General features: G+C 52.6%; 19 protein-coding genes. 10 read left to right on the plus strand and 9 right to left on the minus strand.

What is annotated here, in order from left to right:
* Positions 1-15: 15 nt before the first annotated feature.
* The 5 genes from ACTS3T_RS20110 to ACTS3T_RS20130 all read right to left on the minus strand — a co-directional run bounded on the left by ACTS3T_RS20110 (position 16) and on the right by ACTS3T_RS20130 (position 4,632).
* Entirely contained in the window at positions 16-615 is a 600-nt protein-coding gene (locus ACTS3T_RS20110) for a fasciclin domain-containing protein (protein ID WP_377961072.1), read from the minus strand.
* 198 nt (positions 616-813) lie between these two features.
* The gene (locus ACTS3T_RS20115) at positions 814-1,497 is read right to left on the minus strand and encodes a M23 family metallopeptidase (protein WP_449224625.1); all 684 of its coding nucleotides are present in this window, start codon (positions 1,495-1,497) and stop codon (positions 814-816) included.
* A 268-nt stretch (positions 1,498-1,765) separates the two neighbouring features.
* Positions 1,766-2,233: a QcrA and Rieske domain-containing protein gene (locus tag ACTS3T_RS20120; RefSeq protein ID WP_377961069.1), complete on the minus strand. Its 468-nt coding sequence runs from the start codon at positions 2,231-2,233 to the stop codon at positions 1,766-1,768.
* A gap of 90 nt (positions 2,234-2,323) precedes the next feature.
* Positions 2,324-2,935, minus strand: a complete 612-nt coding sequence (locus tag ACTS3T_RS20125) for a methyltransferase domain-containing protein (RefSeq protein WP_377961067.1) — start codon at positions 2,933-2,935, stop codon at positions 2,324-2,326.
* Complete coding sequence (locus ACTS3T_RS20130) at positions 2,932-4,632, minus strand: transglutaminase domain-containing protein (protein WP_377961065.1); 1,701 nt, start codon at positions 4,630-4,632, stop codon at positions 2,932-2,934. The genes ACTS3T_RS20125 and ACTS3T_RS20130 overlap by 4 nt, the downstream gene beginning before the upstream one ends.
* Before the next feature lie 122 nt (positions 4,633-4,754).
* Here ACTS3T_RS20130 and ACTS3T_RS20135 point away from each other — a divergent pair, with 122 nt between their 5' ends.
* Together ACTS3T_RS20135 and ACTS3T_RS20140 are read left to right on the plus strand one after the other, a co-directional pair.
* Positions 4,755-5,138 (plus strand): hypothetical protein, encoded by a 384-nt coding sequence (locus tag ACTS3T_RS20135; protein WP_377961062.1) that lies wholly within the window; start codon positions 4,755-4,757, stop codon positions 5,136-5,138.
* 121 nt (positions 5,139-5,259) lie between these two features.
* Positions 5,260-6,249 (plus strand): cysteine synthase A, encoded by a 990-nt coding sequence (locus tag ACTS3T_RS20140; RefSeq protein ID WP_377961060.1) that lies wholly within the window; start codon positions 5,260-5,262, stop codon positions 6,247-6,249.
* A 32-nt stretch (positions 6,250-6,281) separates the two neighbouring features.
* Here ACTS3T_RS20140 and ACTS3T_RS20145 read toward each other — a convergent pair whose 3' ends face one another.
* The 3 genes from ACTS3T_RS20145 to ACTS3T_RS20155 form a co-directional block, all read right to left on the minus strand.
* Positions 6,282-9,929, minus strand: coding sequence for a PAS domain S-box protein (locus ACTS3T_RS20145; protein WP_377961057.1), 3,648 nt, complete (start codon positions 9,927-9,929; stop codon positions 6,282-6,284).
* A 231-nt stretch (positions 9,930-10,160) separates the two neighbouring features.
* Positions 10,161-11,084, minus strand: coding sequence for a UPF0104 family protein (locus ACTS3T_RS20150; protein ID WP_377961055.1), 924 nt, complete (start codon positions 11,082-11,084; stop codon positions 10,161-10,163).
* A gap of 12 nt (positions 11,085-11,096) precedes the next feature.
* Positions 11,097-11,846 carry a C40 family peptidase gene (locus ACTS3T_RS20155; RefSeq protein ID WP_377961053.1) on the minus strand — a complete coding sequence of 250 codons (750 nt, stop codon included), beginning with the start codon at positions 11,844-11,846 and terminating at the stop codon, positions 11,097-11,099.
* Between the two features lie 335 nt (positions 11,847-12,181).
* On the opposite strand from ACTS3T_RS20155, the gene ACTS3T_RS20160 reads away from it, so the two are divergent.
* Positions 12,182-13,345 carry a pyridoxal-phosphate-dependent aminotransferase family protein gene (locus ACTS3T_RS20160; RefSeq protein WP_377961050.1) on the plus strand — a complete coding sequence of 388 codons (1,164 nt, stop codon included), beginning with the start codon at positions 12,182-12,184 and terminating at the stop codon, positions 13,343-13,345.
* Positions 13,346-13,517: 172 nt separating this feature from the next.
* Here the strand turns inward: ACTS3T_RS20160 and ACTS3T_RS20165 are convergent, their stop codons facing one another.
* Positions 13,518-14,789 (minus strand): MSMEG_0569 family flavin-dependent oxidoreductase, encoded by a 1,272-nt coding sequence (locus ACTS3T_RS20165; RefSeq protein WP_377961049.1) that lies wholly within the window; start codon positions 14,787-14,789, stop codon positions 13,518-13,520.
* 338 nt (positions 14,790-15,127) lie between these two features.
* Between ACTS3T_RS20165 and ACTS3T_RS20170 the strand changes: the two genes are divergently transcribed.
* From ACTS3T_RS20170 to ACTS3T_RS20200, 7 genes are all read left to right on the plus strand, one after another.
* Positions 15,128-15,610, plus strand: a complete 483-nt coding sequence (locus tag ACTS3T_RS20170; RefSeq protein ID WP_377961046.1) for an MSMEG_0572/Sll0783 family nitrogen starvation response protein — start codon at positions 15,128-15,130, stop codon at positions 15,608-15,610.
* Positions 15,611-15,754: 144 nt separating this feature from the next.
* On the plus strand, positions 15,755-16,753 hold the full coding sequence (locus tag ACTS3T_RS20175; protein ID WP_377961044.1) for a Nit6803 family nitrilase: 999 nt from the start codon (positions 15,755-15,757) through the stop codon (positions 16,751-16,753).
* Positions 16,746-17,831, plus strand: a complete 1,086-nt coding sequence (locus ACTS3T_RS20180; protein WP_377961041.1) for an MSMEG_0568 family radical SAM protein — start codon at positions 16,746-16,748, stop codon at positions 17,829-17,831. Before ACTS3T_RS20175 ends, ACTS3T_RS20180 begins: the two co-directional genes overlap by 8 nt.
* A gap of 59 nt (positions 17,832-17,890) precedes the next feature.
* A complete protein-coding gene (locus ACTS3T_RS20185) occupies positions 17,891-18,556 on the plus strand; it encodes a TetR/AcrR family transcriptional regulator (protein ID WP_377961039.1) in 666 nt (221 codons plus the stop codon).
* 142 nt (positions 18,557-18,698) lie between these two features.
* Complete coding sequence (locus tag ACTS3T_RS20190) at positions 18,699-19,244, plus strand: OsmC family protein (protein WP_377961036.1); 546 nt, start codon at positions 18,699-18,701, stop codon at positions 19,242-19,244.
* Between the two features lie 126 nt (positions 19,245-19,370).
* Complete coding sequence (locus ACTS3T_RS20195) at positions 19,371-20,528, plus strand: acyl-CoA dehydrogenase family protein (protein ID WP_377961034.1); 1,158 nt, start codon at positions 19,371-19,373, stop codon at positions 20,526-20,528.
* A gap of 82 nt (positions 20,529-20,610) precedes the next feature.
* Entirely contained in the window at positions 20,611-22,233 is a 1,623-nt protein-coding gene (locus ACTS3T_RS20200; RefSeq protein WP_377961032.1) for a CmpA/NrtA family ABC transporter substrate-binding protein, read from the plus strand.
* Positions 22,234-22,248 lie beyond the last annotated feature (15 nt).

The raw sequence follows: 22,248 nt of genomic DNA on the forward strand, positions 1-22,248 counted from the left end.
TAAAGCTCAACCAGCTTAGAGCGTCAGATCGGGCGGTAAAATTACCTGGTCGACCGCATGGATCACCCCGTTTTCTGCTTCAACATCTGGCTGCACTACGGTGGCGTTGTTCACCATCACACTTCCTGCGGCTTCGTCTACCATAATGCTGACAGGTGGGCCTGCAACAGTAGGCACTTCACCAGAGGTGACCTCAGCCGAGGTGACTTCCTGGGGCAAAACATGATAAGTCAAAAGCTGAGCCAACTGCTCCTGATTCTCTGGCTGTAATAGCGCTGTTAACGTGCCTTCTGGAAGCGCCTCAAAAGCTTCGTTCGTAGGCGCAAAAACCGTATACGGGCCACCAGTGGCCAGGGTATCAGACAGTCCTGCTGCCTCAATCGCCGTTACCAGCGTACTAAACGACTCATCGCTGGCAGCGACATCCACAAGACTGTTGCCTGTAGCCGTCGGATCAGCAGTCGTCGGTTCGAGTTCTGTCGCGACAGGTTCGTCAGCCGCCGGATCGACGGTGGTTGTTTCCGAGGGCTGGTTGCAGGCGCTCAGCGTAGCAGCAGCCCCTAAACTAAACAGACCAATCAACAGTCGCCGGGAAAAAGGGTGAAGTAAATTCATTCAGAAAATGCCTTCTCAATAGCATCAATGCTTAAAAAGCACTTCACAAAAGTTAACCATTAATCCCGATACCGTCCTCACTCCAGAGACAGATGTTGGCAAGCTAAAGCCACCTCAAAAAGCGGGTATCTCTCAGAGGGACAGCGGTAGCGAATCAGAAAAATGAAGCGATGAATTGATCAGCAGCCCAATGCTCAGCTAGCGAGCAGCCTGTTGGCTATACATAGCCCGTAGCACAATTGCCGGATCAACCCAGCTACCGCTATATTTCAGACCCCAATGTAAGTGCGGCCCGGTTGTTCGCCCGGTCATACCAACACGGCCAATCCGAGCGCCTGAGCTAACTTGCTGACCTTCAACAATGCGGATACCACCATCGCGATCAAGGAGGGTGCGCTGACCATTTTCGGTGGTTACATAGCCCTGCATGTGGCAATAAACATGTGTCCAGTCGCCCGACTCTACAATTACAGAGGTACCACAGGCGCTGTCATCAGAAACTTCTACCACTCGCCCAGACCACCAGTTGCGAATGTAGCTACCAGAAGGCGCGGCCATGTCTAAACCGTAATGGAACTGGCTAGCCCCGCCGTAGGGCGAGTTGCGGTAGCCGAAAGGAGAAGTATAGGCCTGAAAATTTTCGACGGGAAAAGAGGCTAACGCCCAGGCATACTGCTGGGCTGATTCGCGACCTGGCTCAACCGCATCTACCTTTTGGGGGCGAGGACTGTTCTCAGTAACGCCCCAAAGAAGCAAGCCAGAAACCAGCAGGGCACCTGCATACCGAGAAACGTGCGATCGCAGAGTGTCGCCCATTTTTATTTGCAGGCTAAAGCGACGATGGGGGCGGATGGTGCGACGGTGTGAGGAAAAGCGCTTCATAAGGTAACCAAGAGCTGAAGTAGAAATTGGCTATCGTTTTAACGGTGCAACGAGCAATCTTTATCGCTAAAGGCAGAAAGCAGCGGGCAGAAGCAAAGCTTTTCTGTCAGCAGCTTTCAGCCATTGAAGTGTCTCAACCTGGATGGCTACAGCTATAGCTTGCTAGCTTAGCCCAATTTGAGGCATTACGGAAAGCTGATAGAAAAATTAACGCTCAAGCCAAAAAAGCTGATGCAAGCTGGCTCAAACCCCTTTGACCTCACCTAATTTAAGCTTTCCTGACCAAAATGTCATCCGCTTCTTGCTTCACTTCATAAAGGGCTAGCGGCTGGGTGGCGGGGCCACCGACGACAGTGCCATCGGCTTGGAATTGCGAGTTGTGGCAGGGGCAGACAAAAAGCGCCTGATCTGACTGCCACTCGACGGTACAGCCAGCATGGGTACAAATGGGATTAACTGCCGCCAGTTCGGTCGCTGCATCAGGATTTCTCACTATCAGCACTGGCCCTACGGCTGCTTGCTCGTTCAAAAGCTGGCCTGCTTGATCTAGTTGCTCCAATGTTCCTACTGATTCGAACTCTTGAGAGGGTGGCGCAGTATCAGCGGCTTCCTCTGAACTGGCGGCTGGGGACGTCGTCTCTGAGTCGGCTTGGCGGTTACAAGCGGCTAAAACCACGGGTAAAGAACTGGCCAGAGCGCCCACGCTAATCCACGATACAAATTTGCGCCGCTTCATCTTGGTGCCTCAAGAAAGTAAGAGTAGATAGGGCGTAAGCCCGCTGCAGACTAAAGTATCACGATCGCCAAAGTTTAGAAGCCGTGCCGACTAATCGCGAACAAAAATGCCAAAATGCTCTTCGCCCTGCCGAGCAGGAACTGAATGGGCTACTGGTTCAATCAAGCTAAGGGTAAATCGCTGGCCGAAGCAGGCTCGGATGTCAGCCACTGTGGCACCGTAGGGGGGGCCACCCGGACGGCTGTGGGTAAAGAAAACGCCAATCAACTGACCTTGAGGCTTAAGCAACTGGTAGACCAACTCAACGTAGTGCGATCGCAGGCCAGGGTCAATGGCGCAGAAGCAGGTATGCTCAATCACATAATCAAACTGATGGGAAAACGCTGGCACCAGATCAAAAATGTTGCGCTGCACAAAGTGAACGGCGATCTGTTGTTGCTGAGCCTTGGCAGTGGCCGCTGCGATCGCCGATGGCGCATAATCGACCCCCCAAACCTCAAACCCCGCTTTGGCCAAGTACAAGGCATCGTGTCCGCGACCACAGCCTAAAACAATGGCTTTGCCCGTTGGCGGCAGTGAATGGTCTAGCCAATCGACTAAGGCGGGAGAAGCTTGGCCTAAATCCCAGCGAGGGGTTCCTGCTTGATAACGCTGCTCCCAAAATTCGGGTTTTAAGTCGTCAGCAGCCGTGGGTTGATTCATTGTGTAGGGGACTCGGTTGGCATTAGGGGCAGCTCTTGCAAAATTCTAAAGCGAACGTGATTGATGGCTAAATCCCCCAACCGCACCTCAGGTGCTCCGGCGGCTTGCAATCGCTCAAATGAAATTTCTTTGCTCATTTCAATGTGGTACCAGGGTAGACCCATAAAGAAGCGCGTTGGGTAAGGGCCGCCTTCAATAATATCGTCTACGTTTGATTCCATCGGTAACCAGCCAAAGCCAGGGGCATAGAACTCAATCCAAACATGATTAAAATCGGGTTCTAGCAATATGCCTAAGCGATCGGCGTGGGGCGGGCATTTATAGCGCCCGACCGTGCGGCAAGCAATACCATTTAAGCGGCAAAGCGCCAGTAACAGCCCAACATACTCTCCACAAGAGCCGATTCCCCGCTCTAGCACCACATCAGGCGTATCAATGCGGGGGCGAATGCCGTAAGACAAGCGATCGTAAACATAATTACGAATTCGCAGCACCTGACGCAGCAAGTTGGTTTCTGTGCCCACAGCTTCTCTCGCCGCCGCCTGAATCAGCGGGGTATCCATCGCTAGCTCGTCATCATCAATCAGATAGCGTTGGCGAAACTCAGTTGAAAGGGGCGGGCTTTTTTCTAACTGACGCGGCGTTAGCTGGTACTTAATTCCACCCACTTCGATTAAAGCTTTCCAGCCAAAGATATGACTTTCGTGGGGATGTAGCTGATCAAACTTAAAAACGGCAATTGACTGGCCGTTTTCATGTTCTAGGGTGAAGGGCAGGCCAATGGGTTCTACGTGCCTAACGGCCTGACGATCGGTTGTGGCTGGCAGCGCCATGCGCCACTCCAACTGATTGAGTTGGAGTTCGTCGAGGGGGGCAATCTCTTCGACGTAGCACATTTCTAAAAGGTAGCGGTTGGAGAGGGTGCAGTTATTGGCAGGCTTAAAGCAAAACTGCAAAGCATGAATAAAGGTGCGATCGCGAAAGGTTAGCTGATGGGGATTTTCTGAGTTGGGGTCATCGCGAATGTAAGGCTCTTCAAATGTGTAAGCAACCCAAAGCTTGCCGGAATCTGGTTTGGCATTGGGTAAAACCGCAATGCCCGTGGGAGAGGCAAAGGGGGTCAGTACACTCATCAGCACGTCTCCCGTAGCTCGATCCAGGCAATAAACGGTCTGTTCTGTCTGGTCGCACAGCCACAGGTACTCTTCCCAAACGGTAATATTTTCAACGCCAATGCCTGGAGCCGGAAATTTAGTGATTTGGCGGCCAGTTTCTCGATTGAGGACAAAAATGTAGCCTGCTTTTTGACAGGTGACATACAGCGTAGTGCCCCAGACCGCCACACCATTGATGGGATAGGGCAGAGTCGTAAATAGCTGGGGTTCGAGCTGATGCCGTGAACAACTGAGCAATTCGTGACCGCGGGCGACCCATAGCGTGTCTTCCCACAGGGCAATGCCCGTCGCATCTAGAAAAGGTTCAGTGCTGCGGCCATTGATAATCGTGGCATTACTGGTTGTGGGATCGATGCGCAGCAGGTAACCCCGCAAAGCATCAATAGCCAGTAGCTGCTGGTCGCAGACTGTGATTCCATGGAGAGCATAAGCGCCAACGGGGCGGATTAGGTTCTGCGAGGCTTCAGCGTGGGTTAGCTCAGATTGCAGCTCAGCCAAGGGGGGGCTATAAAAATCAGGCATGCTCAACTTAACAGGTAAATAAATTCGCTAAGGCCGTAGGCGCAGGTAGGTTGACTACAGATTCTGCCATCGTCATCACGGCAACTTCTTTCAATATAAGATTCTCTTGTTAAAATTCTTGAATGCTTACCGAACTATTTCCTTTCGATTTTCAGCAAATTAACCCGGCTACGATCGCTGGCATAGCTCTTTGGGCATTGGCTCTATACCTAGCGTTTTCGCCAGTGGCCGATTGGGTGACAGAGCAGCTCAATCGCTGGTTTAACTTTGCTGAGCGATCGCTTTATACCTCGCAAAAAGAATTTGAGCGTACCCGCCAAGGCCGAGAGTCACAAAATGCTTTTTACGCTTCATTGTTTAGCATTGTGCCGTTTATTTTAGTGGGTATTTTGGCTGAGGTTGCCATTGAGCTAAGTTTGGGGCGCAGTTGGGCAATTAGTGTGGGCATGATTGCCTGCATTGGCAGCGGGGTTTATGAGCTAGGTCGTCGCGATGGTTCAGCCTAAGCCTAGTTCACCTCAGCTAAGGGGAATGCTGAGGCGATCGCAAAACCAAAAGTCAATGGTTCAGTAGATCCCTGAGAGATTTTCCTAGAGAATAGGGAGTGACCCCACACAAAACTCAGGAATGGATATTAAAGATGGTTTCGTAGGATCAGTGGGCAATACTCCCCTGATTCGCCTCAACAGCTTTAGCGAAGAGACAGGCTGCGAAATTTTAGGCAAAGCTGAATTTTTGAATCCTGGGGGGTCTGTCAAAGATCGCGCTGCCCTTTACATCATTGAAGACGCCGAGCAAAAAGGCTTGCTAAAACCGGGTGGAACCGTTGTTGAAGGCACAGCAGGCAACACAGGAATCGGACTCACCCATATCTGTAATGCCAAAGGCTATCAGTGTTTAATTGTGATTCCAGATACCCAATCCCAGGAAAAAATGGACTTGCTGCGCACCTTAGGTGCAGAAGTTCGGCCCATTCCAGCAGTGCCCTATCGCGATCCCAATAATTACGTCAAAGTCTCTGGACGGTTGGCAGCAGAAATGGAAAACGCCATCTGGGCCAATCAGTTTGATAATTTAGCGAATCGTCAGGCTCACTACGAAGCCACCGGGCCAGAAATTTGGTCGCAAACTGACGGTCAAGTAGATGTCTGGGTGGCAGCAACGGGCACAGGTGGCACCTACGCCGGAACGGCGATGGCTTTGAAAGAAAAAAATCCGCAGATTCGCTGCGTGGTGGCCGATCCGCTGGGTAGTGGCCTGTATAGCTACGTCAAAACCGGAGAAATCAACCCTGAAGGGAACTCTGTCACGGAAGGGATTGGCAATAGCCGGATTACGGCCAATATGGCAGGTGCCCCCATTGACGATGCCATTCAAGTTGACGACCACGAAGCGCTACGCGTTATTTACCAGTTGCTCTACAAAGACGGTCTATTTATGGGCGGCTCTGTCGGCATCAATGTGGGCGCGGCTGTTGCTTTAGCCAAAGCAATGGGGCCGGGGCATACCATTGTGACCGTTCTGTGTGATGGCGGTGCCCGTTATCAGTCGCGCCTTTTTAATCGGCAGTGGTTGGAAGAGAAAGGGCTGTGGTCAGATGATTTATTGCCTAGCTGAGCCTGAAATATTTAGCGCAGACTCGTTAGCAATTAGTCGATCGCTAGGATAGTGCCTGCTAGCGGCAACACGACGGTAAAGGTCGTTCCCTGGCCCAAATAACTTTCAAAAGAAATTTGACCGTTGTGCAAATCTAAGCACTGTTTGACAATGGACAATCCTAATCCGGTTCCGGCAATATTGCCCACATTTCTAGCCCGGTGAAAGGCTTCAAACAGTTGCGGCTGATCTTCCGGGGGAATGCCCATGCCCTGATCGCGAATTTGGATGGCAATTCGATCGCTTTCGACTGTGAGCTTGACCTCAATGGGGGTGTTGGCTTCAGAATATTTAGCGGCGTTAGAGATTAAGTTGCAAAGGATGTGTCGCAGCAGTTCTCGATCAGCGCTGACTTCGATTTCAAAGCGGGCGGGGGCGATCGCCTGGTGGTGATAAACCACAAAAACAATCTCGTGTTCAGCAATGCTAATCTGCAATTCGGCTAGCAGCGCTCGGCAAAACTCAATCAACAAAAGCGTATGGGGTCGAAAGGAGAGCTTTCCGGCTTCGGCTCGGTTAATCAGCAAAATATCGTCTAGCAGCCGCGTAGTGTGCTTGATATAGGTTTGAATCGTCTCCAAATGCTGCTGCTTGCGTTCTTCAGAAAGCTTATCGGCAAATTCTTGTAAAATACCCGCTGAGGAGGCAATCACCGCCAGCGGCGTCCGAAACTCGTGAGACGTCATTGAGATAAAGCGAGACTTGAGCTGATTGAGTTCTTTTTCACGCGACAAAGCTTGATGCACCTTCGCTTCTGCCTGCTTACGGCGAGTGATATCCAGCGTAATGCCGTCACCAACGATGTCGCCATTTTCAAGCTGAAAGAAACAAATACTTTCTCTAGCCCAACGCGTTTCTCCGGAGGTATGGATGACTCGATATTCGTAATCAAAAGGTTCCAGTGCTTTGGCTGAGGCCAAAAGCTGACGCTCAAAGTTGTCGCGATCGGCAGGGTGAACAGTTGCTAGCAGTTGGCGGCGGTCGTACTTGATAGCTTCAGGGCTGAGTCCAGAAAGCTCTTGCTCACCCTGGCTCATAAAAGAGAAGGTAATGCTGCCATCGGGATGAAAAACTTCTCGAAAAATATTACCCGGAATATTGTCAGCAATAGAGGCTAGCTGTTGCTGGCTAGCTTGTAAGGCTTGTTCTGCCCGCTTGCGATCGCTAATATCTTCAATCACAGCAATGACATAAGCGACTGCATTATTTTCATCGCGGACGACCGAAAGCGTCTTTTGCGTCCATAGCACCTCGCCATCTTTGCGCAAATAGCGTTTCTCGGTTGAAAAAGACTTGATCTGGCCGTCAAATACCTGACGCATCATCGGCCCATCTTTGGTGAGATCGTCAGGATGGGTGACAGCTTGCCAAAACTGGCCTAGCAGTTCTGACTCGCTGTAGCCTAATAGCTGACAAAAGGTTTGATTCACTTGCAGATAGCGACCCGCCAGATCGGTTTGACTAATGCCGACAGCCGCCTGTTCAAAGATGGCGCGAAACCTTTCTTCACTTTCTCGCAGGGCAGCTTCTGCGGCTTTGCGAGCGCTGATGTCTTGAATCACAGCCATATCGCACATTGGCTGCCCTGTGGCATCGTGCAGGAGTGAAACCGTAAGACTCACCCACTGCAGCGCCCCGTTCTTGCGGATGTATTGCTTTTCGATTGTGACAGAATCAATTTCGCCTGTGACCATCTGCTGCACGTAGTGGGTGTCGAGGGCGTGCTGCTCAGGCGGGGTCAGTTCCTGGTAGGTTTTGTGCAACAGTTCTTGTTCGCTGTAGCCTGTGAGCTGGCAAAAGCGTTGATTGGCGCGGATAAAGCGCCCTGACATATCTGACTGGGCGATGCCGACGGCAGCCTGCTCAAAAATGGCGCGAAACCGCTGCTCACTTTCGCGTAGCTCAGCCGTACGCTGGGCTACACGATTTTCTAGATCTTGGTTGAGCTGCTGTAAATCCCTTAGAGCCTGCTGTCTTGCTGCCTCGGCTAAGTAGCGATCGGTGACATCGCGAATGATCACCAACACTTCATCGGCTCTCAGCGGCACAATACGCGCTTCTTGCCAGCGGACTAATTGCTGAATGGCCAACTCATACTCATAAACCTGAATTTCTTGAGTAGCTAGGGCAATGTCTACTAGCTCCATCCGCTGACGGGCTAGATCGATCGGCAGGACTTCCCAAATATTGTCGCCGGGAGCTATGGGGATCATCGGCGATTCGGAAGCGGGCTTGATGTCGAGATAGGTACCGTCTGCCTGCATCCGAATCATTAAATCGGGCAGGGCTGCCAAAATAGTGCGATGCATGGCTTCAGCCATTTGCAGCGAGGCTTCGGCTTGTTTGCGATCGCTAATATCTAAGCTAATGCCTAAGACCCGGGGTTTGCCCTGGCAGTCATCGAGGCGCGATAGGGTGGTGAGCATCCATTTAGAGCCTGTGGCTGTGGCAATGGGGCCTTCCCAGGTGATCGGTTGTCCTTGCTGCAGGCAGGTTTGATAGCGCGATCGCATTGTGGCGGCGGTTTCAGGCGTCCACAATTCTTCTAGCCGTCGGCCAATCCAATCCAGCGTGGAAATGCCCAAAATAGACTGCACTGATTGGTTAGCGCTGACAATCCAGTACTCATCATCTTCTAAGCGCTCGGCCACCCAAATAACCTCTGCCGCCGAATCAAAAATATTGCGCAAAAAAGCTTCTCGCTGCCGCAGTTGATCTTCGGCGCGTTCGGCGCGTTTGAGCTGTGAAATATCGCGAATGGTGATCAAAGCGGCTGAAATTTCACCATCGGGTTCGACATAAGGCGTATAGGTGATCCGAACAAATTCTGGATGTAGCCCAATAGTTACCCATTCTTCGTAATAGATGCTTTCCCCCGCTAAGCAGCGCTCCAGCCGAGGTTTAATCAGGCGATCGTAAATCTCATAGCCAACTGTTTCTCTAGCCGATGTGCCAATGATGCTTTCTGTTTGGTTTTTCCATTCGAGGTAAGCTCGATTAGCAATTTGATAACAGCCGTGGCGATCGATTAAACAAATGCGATCGGGCGCTTCAAAAACGATATGGGCGTACTGGCGCAGCCTTGCTGCATCGCCAGCCGGGGGAAGGGTTGAGCAAATAGGGGGGGGCGTTGCAGCGATCGCAGATGGTTGAGCCAAGGCAGACGTTACTGTATCGGCCTGTTCGCCTTCTAGAGCGGGTGAAGGTTGCTGCCAGCTAGCAGCTAATGTGGCTGCATCTAACGCCTGTAGCAAACTGGTTGCGGTAACTAAACCCAACGGACGGTAGGCCGCATCGACCACGGGCAGGTAGTGGCTCTGCTGTAATAATTGACCAATTTGGGTAATCTGCTCAGCCTGACTGACAGACAAAACCGTTGGATTAGGGGTCATCCACTGCTGCACGGTTGTAGTGGATAAAGAGACGCCAGCTTTCAGGCAACTCAACAGGTTGGCTTCGGCAAAAAGTCCTATCAGGCGATCGCCTGCCGTCACCAGCAAACACCGAGGCGAGTCAGGCGACGGTGCTTCTGCTGAAGTCATCAGGGCGATCGCCTCAGCAAGGGTAGCCTCTGCAGCGATCAAGCAGGGCACCGTGATGAGGCTATGGCGATCAGGCTCTGGCTGATAGAGAGAATCCATAGAAATGGATAAAAGGTGGCTGAATCTGCTGAATCTAGAGAAACAAAACTTTAGACGAGGCGTTTCTCTTAAGATGCCCGTTTGCTTTGGCTAGCCTCAGCTTTATCATTCCTTAGCCGCAACCCTATTGTCTCGCGTTTTTTCTGAAAGCTTAGGCTCAATTGCGGTTGCCAAGGGTGGGTGGCTGTTGTTTGGCTACGACCGGGTAAATCTATTCATTTAGCTAGCGTATCAGCTAGTGGGGTGGGGTGGCTTGGCACTACCTAGTTCGTCTAACCAGGTTAATCCGGCACCCATGACTTCAGCCAAAATGCTGACCACCCGATAGAGCACGACGCTGCTCAAAATCACAGCGGCAGAAAGCGTATCTGAAAGCAGCGCGATCGCCGTAGCTTCAAAAACGCCCACACCGCCAGGTGCCCCCGGTATCATCAGCCCCAAGAGCCAAGCCCAGCTAAAGCCACTCATTAGCTCTAAGAGCTGGCTCCACGTCAGCGGCTGCAGCGCCAAAACCACGCCGACAAATCCTAACCCCCGCAGGGCCACAAAACCGAGTTCTCCTAAAAGAGCTTGCCAAGGATAGTGACTCAATTGAGCCTGTAACGGTTCGGGGGCTTCTGTCTGAGCGCGTCCTAGCCAGCGCAGCAGCGGATTGAGCAGCCGAGGATGAATTCCCACCAGCACTAACCCCAACAGGCCAAGCTGCAAAAGAATTTGACGACTGCCAAACAGCGCCCACATTAAGGCAGCAGCAGCCATCAACAGCGGCTCTAGCAAAACACTAATGACGGCTGTTCCTAAAGACGCCCCCACTGACTGCACCGCTCTCACCCGGCCATAAAAGTGCCAGACATTACCGGGCAAATATTTGGCAATGTTGGTTTTGAGATAGGTTTGCGTGGCCCAAATGCCCCCAACCCGGCAACCGCAGGTTTGAACAATCCAACTCCAAACCCAACCTGACCAGATGTGGGCAGCTAACGTTAGCCCTAGCGCAGTCGCCAAACAAGCCCAATCAGCCCCGCTCAGCCGAATAGCGATCACCTCTGACCAATGTTCTAGCAGCGTTTTGCCAATAAACAGCAGCGTCCCCCCCAGTACGACCCAACGCACGTAGGGCTTAAATCGAGCCAGAAGAGACTTGAAGACAAGCATAGGGGTTATGGATTAGGGGAAAAGCGGCGGGTTAGCAGCAGGTGAGGGGGCTGAAAAATCTTGCCCCGTGGGCTGGTAGCTACGAACGATGCGACCAAAACTGTGCAACTGGGCGGCGTAGGTGCGGCTGATCGGATCGCTGGCGTCGCTGAGGGAGTCTAGCCCTATCCCGTTTCGCCCTTGATCTTTACCAGAGCTATGCAAGTAGCGATCGCCCCCGAGATAAAGCGCTACATGGGTAATGCGCTCAGCCGTACTAAAGAAAATTAAGTCTCCGGGTTGCCGCTGTGCCGGGTCAAGGGGTTGGGCAAAGGCGGCTTGCTGATAAGCATCGCGGGGCAGACGAATGCCAGCGGTGGCAAAGGCTGTTTGCACCAAACCCGAACAGTCATAGTCAGGCCCAAGGGTGCCGCCCCACAAATACTGGTTTGGCTGGTTGAGAGCAGCTTCGGCAAAGGCGATAACTTGAGGCAGGCGGGTTTGAATGGTGGCGGCTGATAAAACAGGGGCTTGATAGGGTTGCTGGGTTGGCTGCAGGTATGGCCAGTCTGAAAGGGGAAGCCAGCCCGGATAGTCATCTTCTGCCAACCGTACGGCGATCGCCGTTTCGACTACTCTCAGCAAGCGCAAATGACGACCGCCAGCCGCTTGAGTCACTAGGCTATCAGCCGCAGGGGTTTTGTACAGGTTGAGATCCTGCTGGCAAACATACTCGCCAGCAACATTTGCGATCGCGGCTTTAACCTCTGCCAGCCAAACCATACCCCTTATTCCCCAGCACCCTGATCGCCAAACAGACCCCGTAATGTCCAGTGATCATATCAGCTTGCTGTTCAGCCGCAACTATTTACCGCTATAACCACAAGCGTTGAAATACTTCAATGGCGGCAAGTCGCGGCCAGAGAAGCTTTCCTTCTGTCCGCCGCTCTCAGCCTTCAGCCTTTAGCGATAACGCTATAGCCGTTGATTTTTCGGGCTTAGCAGCTACCATGGCGAGGGTACAGAGAAACAGCGCAACTTAACTTTAATGGTGAGCTTACCCGCAACAGCCGACAATAAAGAGATTAGACAGTCACTCAGCTGATATTTATTTGGTTATGTCTTCAACGCTTTCTGTTTCAATGCCTGCTGTTAACAATACTGATCGCAGCGCGATCGCGCCCTTGCAGGTGCCTGATCGGTTGCTGCTAGGCCCAGGCCCTTCCAACGCAGATCCGACGGTGGTAGCGGCGATGAATCATCAGCCCATTGGCCACCTTGATCCGGCCTACCTGCAAATGATGGATGAAGTGCAAACGCTGCTGCGCTATGCTTGGCAAACCCGTAACCCCATGACTTTTCCAATTGCGGGCACCGGATCAGCCGCGATGGAAGCAACGCTAGCCAATACGGTTGAACCCGGCGATAAAGTGCTGGTGGGTGTGAAGGGGTATTTCGGCCATCGCCTGGTTGATATGGCAAGTCGCTATCAGGCGGATGTTTCTACCTTGCATAAGCCCTGGGGAGAAGTTTTCAGCCTTAGTGAGCTAAGGCAGGGCTTAGAAACCCATCGTCCCCAAATTTTAGCCCTGGTTCATGCTGAAACCTCGACAGGGGTTTGCCAACCTTTAGAAGGCGTGGGTGAACTCTGTCGTGAATTTGACTGCTTGCTGTTGGTCGATACGGTGACCAGCCTGGGCGGGGTGCCTATTTTTCTAGACGAATGGGGGGTTGATTTAGCCTATAGCTGTAGCCAAAAAGGGCTAAGCTGCCCACCGGGTATTTCGCCTTTTACCCTGAGTTCGCGGGCAGTGGAGAAGCTACAGCAGCGAGCGGCTAAAGTGCCCAACTGGTATCTCGATGCTACGTTACTGGCTAAGTATTGGGGGCGCGATCGCACCTATCACCATACAGCCCCAGTCAACCTCACCTTTGCCCTGAGAGAAGCCCTGCGACTGCTGGCAGAAGAAGGACTAGAAGCCCGCTGGCAGCGGCACCAGCAAACGGCTCAAAAGCTGTGGACAGGTCTAGCTGACCTGGGTTTGACCTGTCATGTAGATGCGGCCTATCGTTTGCCCACGCTAACGACGGTGCGTGTCCCCGATGGTGTGGAGGCAAAAGCTGTGATTCGTCAACTGCTGACGGAATACAACCTGGAAATTGGGGGTGGCCTAGGAGAACTAGCTGGTAAGGTTTGGCGGATTGGCCTTATGGGGCATAACAGCCAGCCGGAAAAAGTAGAAACGCTGCTCCATGCCTTAAAGCAGGTTTTGGCAGTCTGATAGCTGAAGCGCTACTTGATATCGCTAAAGGCAGAAGTGAGAGGGCAGCATGTCCAATTTTCTGGCAGAGGCTTTCAGCCGTTGAAATGTCTCGGCGCTTGTGGCTATGGCGATACCAGCCTGCAATAGAAAATCCTGACTGCCGCTTTTTGCCTGCTGTCTTTTGTTGCAACTAAGACCCAATCAAGCACGGAATAGCATGGGCAGAAGGGGCAAATCGCTTGTAGGTGGGCGCTATTTGATCTGCTAGGTACTGGGCATCGCGGGCAATTCCCGAAAAGCGCCCCGACCCCCAGGTATACAGCCAGGGCAAACCGAGAAAATATAGCCCCCGCACAGGCGTGACGCCGCGATTGTGGCTGGGGTAGCCTTTGCCATCAAACACGGGTACCTCAATCCAGCTAAAGTCGGTGCCATATCCAATAGACCAGATGACGGTGCCGATATTAGCGGCAGCATAATCTAACGTGGCTACGGTTTCTTTTGGTTGCCAAACAGGCTGATAAGGTGGCTCGGTTGGCGCGTCAATTTGGTTTTGGGCAATAAATTTATCAATTGTTTGCTTGATGCTTGCGGCGACAGCATCGGCTTGGTCGAGGTTTTGCTTGAGATTGGCTTGAAACTGAAGCTGGTAGCCCTGAATATGCTGAAGTCTGCCGTAAAGCTGCATACCTTCTAGCGCAAATTGGCGCAGATCAATTTCGCGGCCACCATCGCGCCCGGTGACGTAGTGGTTAGTTTTGTGACGGGCTTGCTCTTTTTGCGGATGGCGATCGATGGGGATGTCGTAGTAGCCCATTTCTGCCAGCCAGTCCACCACGTCTTTGCCTCGGTAGCGGCGCGGCGATCGCGGCGCACTACCCACACAAAGATGCACCTGCTTGCCAGCTAAGTGCAAATCTTCAGCAATTTGACAGCCCGACTGCCCCGTACCGACCACTAAAACGGCTTTATCCGGCAAAGATTGAGGATTTTTGTAGGCCGACGAATGGATTTGAACCACATCTGGCGACAGTCGCTCAGCCATTCGCGGAATTTTAGGGGTATGGTAGCCGCCGACTGCAATGACCACTTGATCGGCGGTGAACTCCCCTATAGAGGTGCTCACTTCAAAGCGGCCTCTGTTTTGGCGCACCCGCAAAACTTCGACGCCTTCTTTCAAGGGGGGATTGAAAGCGGCGACATAGTCTTCAATGTATTGCACAATCTGGTCGCGCTGCATGAAGCCATCGGGATTGTCACCCCGGTAGGGATAGCCCGGTAAGCGACACTGCCAGTTGGGGGTAACTAGGCAAAAGCTATCCCAACGCTGAGAACGCCAGGAATGGGCAATTTTATGCTTCTCCAAAACCAGATGGTCAATGCCGCGCGCTTGCAGGCAATAGCTGATTGACAGCCCCGCCTGTCCGCCACCGACGATCAAAACGCGATAGTGCGCGGTCATAGACAAACTCCAGGAAGCGCCAACGTTAATTGCACCATAAGAGCTGGCTGAAGCGGCTCCTGTATGTTCAGTTACAAATTAGGGGAATCTGCATCTAAAGACAGGCAAGCCCTACTTTCTGCAGGGCTAAATCATCCTGACCTATCACTTTCGATAGGGGGGAGAAAGGGCGATCGCCGTTTACTTCCTTTCAACGCTGAGTTGGCCTATTCATTAGGGTAGACGTGGGCGTTTTGTAACGCTAGATACGGGAGACATCAAACCAGGCGTCTAAGGTGCTGAAAAGCGATATCGACTTTTAAGTCGCTAAGCGCAACCTCTTTTAAGGAATTCATACCATGCCTGAAGTAACCACTCCTGCCCACAAAGCTGGTGACTTCTTTGTTGATTACGAAGAGAAAGTTTTTCCCGACGTCCAAGCCGAGCCGGGTGAAAAGGCGCTTGTCACGTTTCACACCGTCGCTTTTGAAGGTTCAATTGGTTTGGTGAACCTGCTGCAGGCAACTCGCCTGATCCGCAAAGGGTTTGAAACATCTGTTTTGCTCTATGGCCCCGGTGTCACCCTCGGCGTTCAGCGGGGTTTTCCCAAAATTGGCGATGAGTCTTTTCCGGGGCATCAAGCAATGAACAATCAGCTGATCAAAGTGATGGAGGAAGGCGGTAAAGTCTATGCTTGCCGCTTTGCCCTGCAAGCCCTTTACGGTCACGGCGAACCTTCTCTCATCCCCGGCATCCGCCCAATCAATCCGCTCGATGTGTTGGATCTGGTATTGCTGCACCGCAAGGAAGGCGCTTTCATTCTCGACACCTGGACTATGTAACGGTTCTCTAAATGCCCAGGCTTTGTCTTCCGAGTAGATTACATTTGAACCGGAGACAGAGCCTGCGGATCCGTTCTTGGCGTCTGCCGTCGATTGGTTGATTGTGTTTTTCTCCCTGTAAAAGTCTTTGCCCAGGTCATGGCTATGGACTACACCAAAACAGTTCGAGCCGCCGCCGCTCAGTTCAGCCCAGTGCTGCACAGTCGCGACGGCACAACCGAAAAAGTATTAGAAGCGATCGCTCAAGCTGCTCAGTCAGGCGTGCAGCTGATCGTCTTTCCCGAAACGTTTATCCCGTACTATCCTTATTTTTCCTTCGTACAGCCCCCTGTGCTGATGGGCAAAGCCCACCTGCAACTCTACGAGCAAGCGGTTGAAGTCCCCAGCCCGGTCACAGATGCGCTCAGTCGGGCGGCTCGTTCTTATCAAATGGTGGTAGTGGTGGGCATTAACGAACGAGAGGGGGGTTCGCTCTATAACACCCAGCTTCTCTTTGATGCCGACGGCACCCTGCTGTTAAAGCGGCGCAAAATCACGCCAACATATCACGAACGAATGGTTTGGGGGCAAGGCGATGGATCGGGGCTAACGGTGCTAGAGACTGCCGTTGGCCGGGTGGGAACTTTGGCCTGTTGGGAACATTACAACCCCCTTGCCCGCTTTACTTTGATGGCTCAGCATGAGCAAATTCACTGCGGCCAGTTTCCGGGGTCAATGGTAGGACAAATCTTTGCCGATCAAATGGAAGTGACCATGCGCCACCATGCGCTAGAGTCTGGCTGCTTTGTGGTCAATGCCACCGGGTGGCTCACGGCTGAGCAAAAGCAGCAAATTACCCCCGACGAAAAGCTGCAAAAAGTGCTCAGTGGCGGTTGCTACAGCGTCATTATTAGCCCTGAAGGGGTTCCCCTGTGTGAGCCAATTACTAGCGGAGAAGGCTTAGCGATCGCTGACCTTGACTTTTCCCTCATTACCAAGCGCAAACGCATGATGGACTCGGTTGGTCACTATGCTCGCCCCGACCTGCTACAGCTCAAACACACCACCCAGCAGTGGTCAGTTCTCGCGGCAGCTCCGCCACCGCCCCTAGCCGAACCGCCCACCCCTCAGCCCGAAGCCGAAATGACCGAGACATATGAATAAACAACGTCTGATTACCGAACTGCAAAGCCACGGTCTGAAACTAATCGATCCAACCGTAGGGGCTTCTGGTCGCAAAGGCGGCGCTGGCCCCTCTGATCACAAAGCCATCACGCTTGAAGGCACCACAATTATGGTGCCGATTTACACCGAGACAGCCGCCCAATCGCCTTACACCGCCCATATCCAGCCCGATCGCTCGATTCAGCTTGAAAAGGGCAATGGCGCGATCGCCCCGATTGCTTTTCCCCAGCAGCCCCAGTTCTACAGCCTCAGCACCGCCGAGGGCGTCCCCTACTGGAAAATTGCCCTACTCCATAGCCACGACGTTTTAGCGACGACGGTGCTGCAAACCTGTATGCGCTACCGCGATCCAGCCACCGCCTGCCAGTTTTGCGCGATTGAAAAATCCCTAGAAGCCGATCGCACTCTGGCGCGTAAAACACCGGAGCAATTGGCCGAAGTGGCCGAAGCGGCTGTGCGTTTAGACGGTGTCAAACACATGGTAATGACCACTGGCACGCCCCATACTCGCGATCGCGGTGCCGCCTATCTGGCAGAATGTGCCCAGGCGATCAAAGCGCGGGTGAATTTGCCGATTCAAGCCCAGTGCGAACCCCCAGATGATTTTGTCTGGTTTGAGCGGATGCAGGCAGCCGGAATTGATAGCTTAGGCATGCACCTAGAAGCCGTAGATCCGGCAGTTCGAGCGCAGATAATGCCAGGAAAAGCCGAAGTGCCACTGTCCAAGTATTTCGACGCCTTTGCGGCGGCTGTCGAGGTGTTTGGCTGGGGTCAGGTCAGTACCTATTTGCTGGCGGGGCTAGGGGACAGTTTAGAAATGCTGGTAGAAGCGTGCGATCGCTTAATTAACCTGGGCGTTTATCCCTTTGTGGTGCCGTTTGTCCCCATTACAGACACTCCGCTAGCGAACCATCCAGCCCCTAGTAGCGACTTTATGTTTGCGCTATACCAAAAGGTCGGTAGCCAGTTACAAGCGGCAGGTCTGTCTTCAGCAGCGATCAAAGCAGGGTGTGCAAAATGTGGAGCCTGTTCAGCCTTATCTACCTTTGAAAAATAAGCCGATGCTAGGCTGGTAAGCACACCTGCTGACAGCTCTAGCCTCCTGAGTGTTTTGATATGGCAAATCTCAAGCGCACCCGTGAAGACATTCTCGAATCGGTGATTGATACCATTCATCGCAAAGGGCTAACAGCTACCGGACTCAGCGAACTCTTTAGCCTGAGTGGGGCATCCTCCGGCAGTTTTTACAACTACTTTGCCTCTAAACAAGCCCTAGGGCATGCGCTGATTGACTTTGAATGGCGCAAGCTACAAAAAAATATTTTAGAACCAGCGGCGGCTCAGGGAACCTCTGCGATCGACCAGCTTTTTTGGATTTTGGCAACCCTAGAGCAAAAACAATATCAGGAGCCTTTTTGTGGAGGATGTTTGCTAGGAAATCTAATTGTGGATTTAGTGGAGCAAGATGCCAGCTTCCGAGAGCACTTGCAAGCGGTCTTTAGCCAGTGGGAAAGCGCCCTAGCTCAGATCCTCTGGCAAGCGCAAACCCAGTTGAAAGCTGACGTCAACCCCAATCTGCTAGCCGAGCAAATCATGACAGTCCTAGAAGGGGCGATGCTGATGGGCAAGCTGCATCGCAGCCCCGCTCGACTCAACCGCAGCTTTGATATTGCGCGTCAACTGCTGACTTCAGCGCTTCAAGAACCTACCTACCCAGCCAGCAACCCAAACCCTCAGCACCGGGCGGCGGTGAGCCAGACTGCTCCCGTGACGCAGCCTTGACCCCAAACAGCTATAACCCTCTCGGAGTCACCCAGTCGCCCCCGATCAGCCACAAAGTAGCCATCTATACAGATTTTCAAATGTTTTTTCCGTCTAATCGAAATAGATAGAACATTCTATTTGCAATCACTAAATTCAGCTTATGTCAGATTCTGCAACGGTCACCACCCACGTCAAAGCTCCCCTTACCCCCATCCCGGCTGAGGGTCTAAAAGAACTCGGAGAAAAGAACCGAGCTAACCCAGCCGATAAAACCCTCAAGGTCAAAACGGTTTGTGAAGGTAAGTTTCGCAGCTTGAACTACGCCCGTGATTTAGAGGCGTTTGTAATTGATGAACCACCTGTTTTGCTGGGAGACAACACTGCCCCTAACCCTTCTGAAATCGTCTTAGGAGCTTTTGGTTCTTGCCTAGCCGTCGGTCTACAGGCCAATGCCGCCGCCCGCGGCATCACCCTAACCAAACTAGAGATCTACCTAGAAGGCGACATCAACATCACCAGCACCTGGGGCACTGGAGAACTGGCTAAGCCGCAAGCAGGTTTTACCGATGTTCGGGTCAAGGTGGATATTGATGGCGACGCCAGCCGCGAAGTTTTAGCCGAGATGGTTGCCCACGCCAATGAGTGGTCGCCCGTTTCCGCCACCCTGCGCAATCCCATGCCAGTTCAGGTAGACATGGCTGAGTAAGCTACTTAGCAGAACCATAGCTCGATGGACTCTAAGGTGAAGTTCTGTAGCTCAAGTTTGTTCACGCTTCAGAGCCACCGTGCCTTTCCCCAGCCAACGCCGCCAAAAGATTCAGCCCAATTCACCATGCCAACGCTTCCCCCATCCCTATCAGAAACCACCGCCACCTTAGAGTCCGCAACTGCGGCCATTCGTGAGGTCGTCACGCAGCGGCTGAGCGCCAAAGTACAAGACATTGACTTGAAGGGTGAATATCCCGCCCAAATTATGCACCAACTGGGCAGGGCTGGAGCTTTTGCGCATGGGGTTGCCCCAGCCTACGAAGGCACAGGGCTGGGATTAAAAGCGGCCATTCAATCGATTGAAGAGATTTCGCGGGTTTGTTTGTCAACAGGTTTTATTAGCTGGTGCCAGATTGCCTGTACCTGGTATTTACAAAATACAGACAACCAAACCCTGCAAGCCAATCTGCTGCCAGATATTGCGACCGGGCGCAAGCTAGCAGGCACAGGGTTATCTAACCCGATGAAGCATTTTGCTGACATTGAAAAAATTGCGCTTGTTGCAGAACCCGTGGCCGGCGGTTATTGCCTCAATGGTTTGCTCCCTTGGGTGTCTAATTTGGGGCCGGGGCATATCTTTGGCATTGCGGCCAAGCTAGTAGACAGCGATGACTATCTGATGGCCTTGGTGTCAGACGATTTAGCAGGCATGACGTTGCGTTGCAATGCCCATTTTATTGCCCTCGAAGGCACGGGAACCTATAGCTGCGTTTTTCGCAATGTGTTTGTGCCAGAGTCTATGGTGTTGGCAGTTCCTTGCGACGCCTATGTCAATCGCATTCGGCCTGGATTTATTTTGACCCAGGTGGGAATGGGACTAGGGCTAGCAGATAGCTGCGTTGAGCTAATGCGGCGCTCTAATCAGCGGCTCGGTCACGTCAATCGCTTTTTAGACGATCAGGCAGACGATATTGCGGCGGATGTGGCGATGGCTCGCGATCGCACCTATGCCTTAGCCGATCAGCTTAATCAAGTTGAGGGAGCAGTCGATACGCAACTAACCCGCGAAATCATCCAAGCCCGGATTGCGGCTGCAGAACTGTCTTTAAGAGCCTCTCAGGCAGCTATGTTACACGCCGGGGCGCGGGCTTATATTCACGGCAGTCCGGCAGAGCGTAAATTACGCGAAGCCTATTTCGTTGCGATTGTGACGCCAGCCTTAAAGCATCTCAAAAAAATGCTTTTGGCGCTGCAAGAGCCAACGCTAGCACCCGCCCTTTAGCGCTCAGAAGCTAGCTTTAACCAAAAACGGTTTGTAGACAGTTACGACCAAGCGGCCTTCAGTCAAGGGGTAAGAGCAGTCTATGGTTTCACTATCAGCGTCAACCGCAAGCCAGCGATGGCACAGCCTTTCTTGTCAGCAAGGCGATCTGGCAGACCTGAACGTGCGCTGTTTGATTTGTGGTAGCTTTCACGCCACCCAAGCACACTGGCAGTTCATGGCTGAAATGCCGCAAGATCCGGCAGCCTTGATAGACGACTTAGTCAAAATGCGGCTGTACTCACCTCAGGCGCTGACGGTGGCCGAGTCAATGACGCAAGCAGAACTGCGAACGGCGCTGTTTGTCAAGATGACGGCGAAGGGTAGCCCCAAGCGAGAGCGACTGGTGTTAGATCTGATTCAACTGGCTGGGGGGCTAGATGAAGCCTTTGCTGCCGCTTTTGGGCCGCAGGCGGGTCAGTTTTTTAGCGATGCCCAGCGGGTCAGCCAGTTTACCCGCCGCCAGTTTCTGCAAAACATTGCGGTGGGAGCCGCTTTAGTCTCTTTGGCCAATTGCGCTCAAGCACCCCAGTCGGAAGAGTCAGCGCCAGAATCACCGCCGCCGCCCACCACCGGAGAGCTAGAAAAGACAGATTTGCAGATTGCCTTCTTGCCAATTACCTGTGCAACGCCCATTATCATGTCGGCTCCTTTAGGCTTTTACCAAAAGCATGGGCTGAATGTGACGCTGATGAAATATGCCAGTTGGTCAGTGGTGAGGGATGCGGCGATCGCAGGTGAATTAGACGCCTACCACATGCTGGCTCCAATGCCCATTGCCATGTCGTTAGGGTTAGGTTCGACGCCGTTTCAGGTGAAGCTAGCCAGTATTGAAAACAACAACGGCCAGGGAATTGCCGTGGCCAAAAAGCATTTGGGCGCTATCAACGGCCCTGCCGACTTCAAGGGCATGACGATTGGCATTCCCTATGACTATTCCAATCACAACTTGCTGCTGCGCTATTACCTGGCCTCTGGTGGACTCGACCCCGACAACGATGTCAAGCTGCTGATTTTGCCGCCTCCCGATGCGATCGCCAAAATGTCTACCGGGCAAATTGACGCCTTCATCTTGCCCGACAACTTTACCCAGCGGGTTGTCTTTGACGATATTGGCTTTATCCACTTGCTCACCAAAGATCTCTGGCCAGGGCATCCCTGCTGTGCCTTTGTCGCTGCCCAAAACTGGATTGACGAATACCCCAACACGTTCCGGGCGCTGAATAAAGCCATCATTGACGGAGCCAACTATGCCAACAACCCGGCTAATCGTCAGGAAATTGCCGCCGCCATTGCTCCACGCGAGTATCTTAACCAGCCTGTAGAAGTGCTCGAAGCCGTCATGACGGGCAACTTTGCCGACGGTCAGGGCAACACCTTTGAAATTCCCGATCGAATTAACTTTGACCCCTACCCCTGGAAGAGTTTTGCAAGCTGGATTTCTACGCAATTGGTGCGCTGGAATTACATGCCCGTCGAAAAGGCTAACTACGATGAGATTGGCGATCAGGTTTTTCTCACCAACCTAGCCCGCGAACTGGCTGAAGAGTTAGGCGCAGATCCGCCACAAGAACTTTCGCGGATTGAAAATCTGAAATTTGCTGACTTTGACCCCAGCCAGCCTGAGGCTTACTTACAAAAACAGCGTCAGCAATACGGTGTCTAAGCGTGACGAGGTATC

Source organism: Almyronema sp., assembly GCF_052168255.1.
Lineage (GTDB): Bacteria > Cyanobacteriota > Cyanobacteriia > Phormidesmidales > Phormidesmidaceae > Sphaerothrix > Sphaerothrix epifaneia.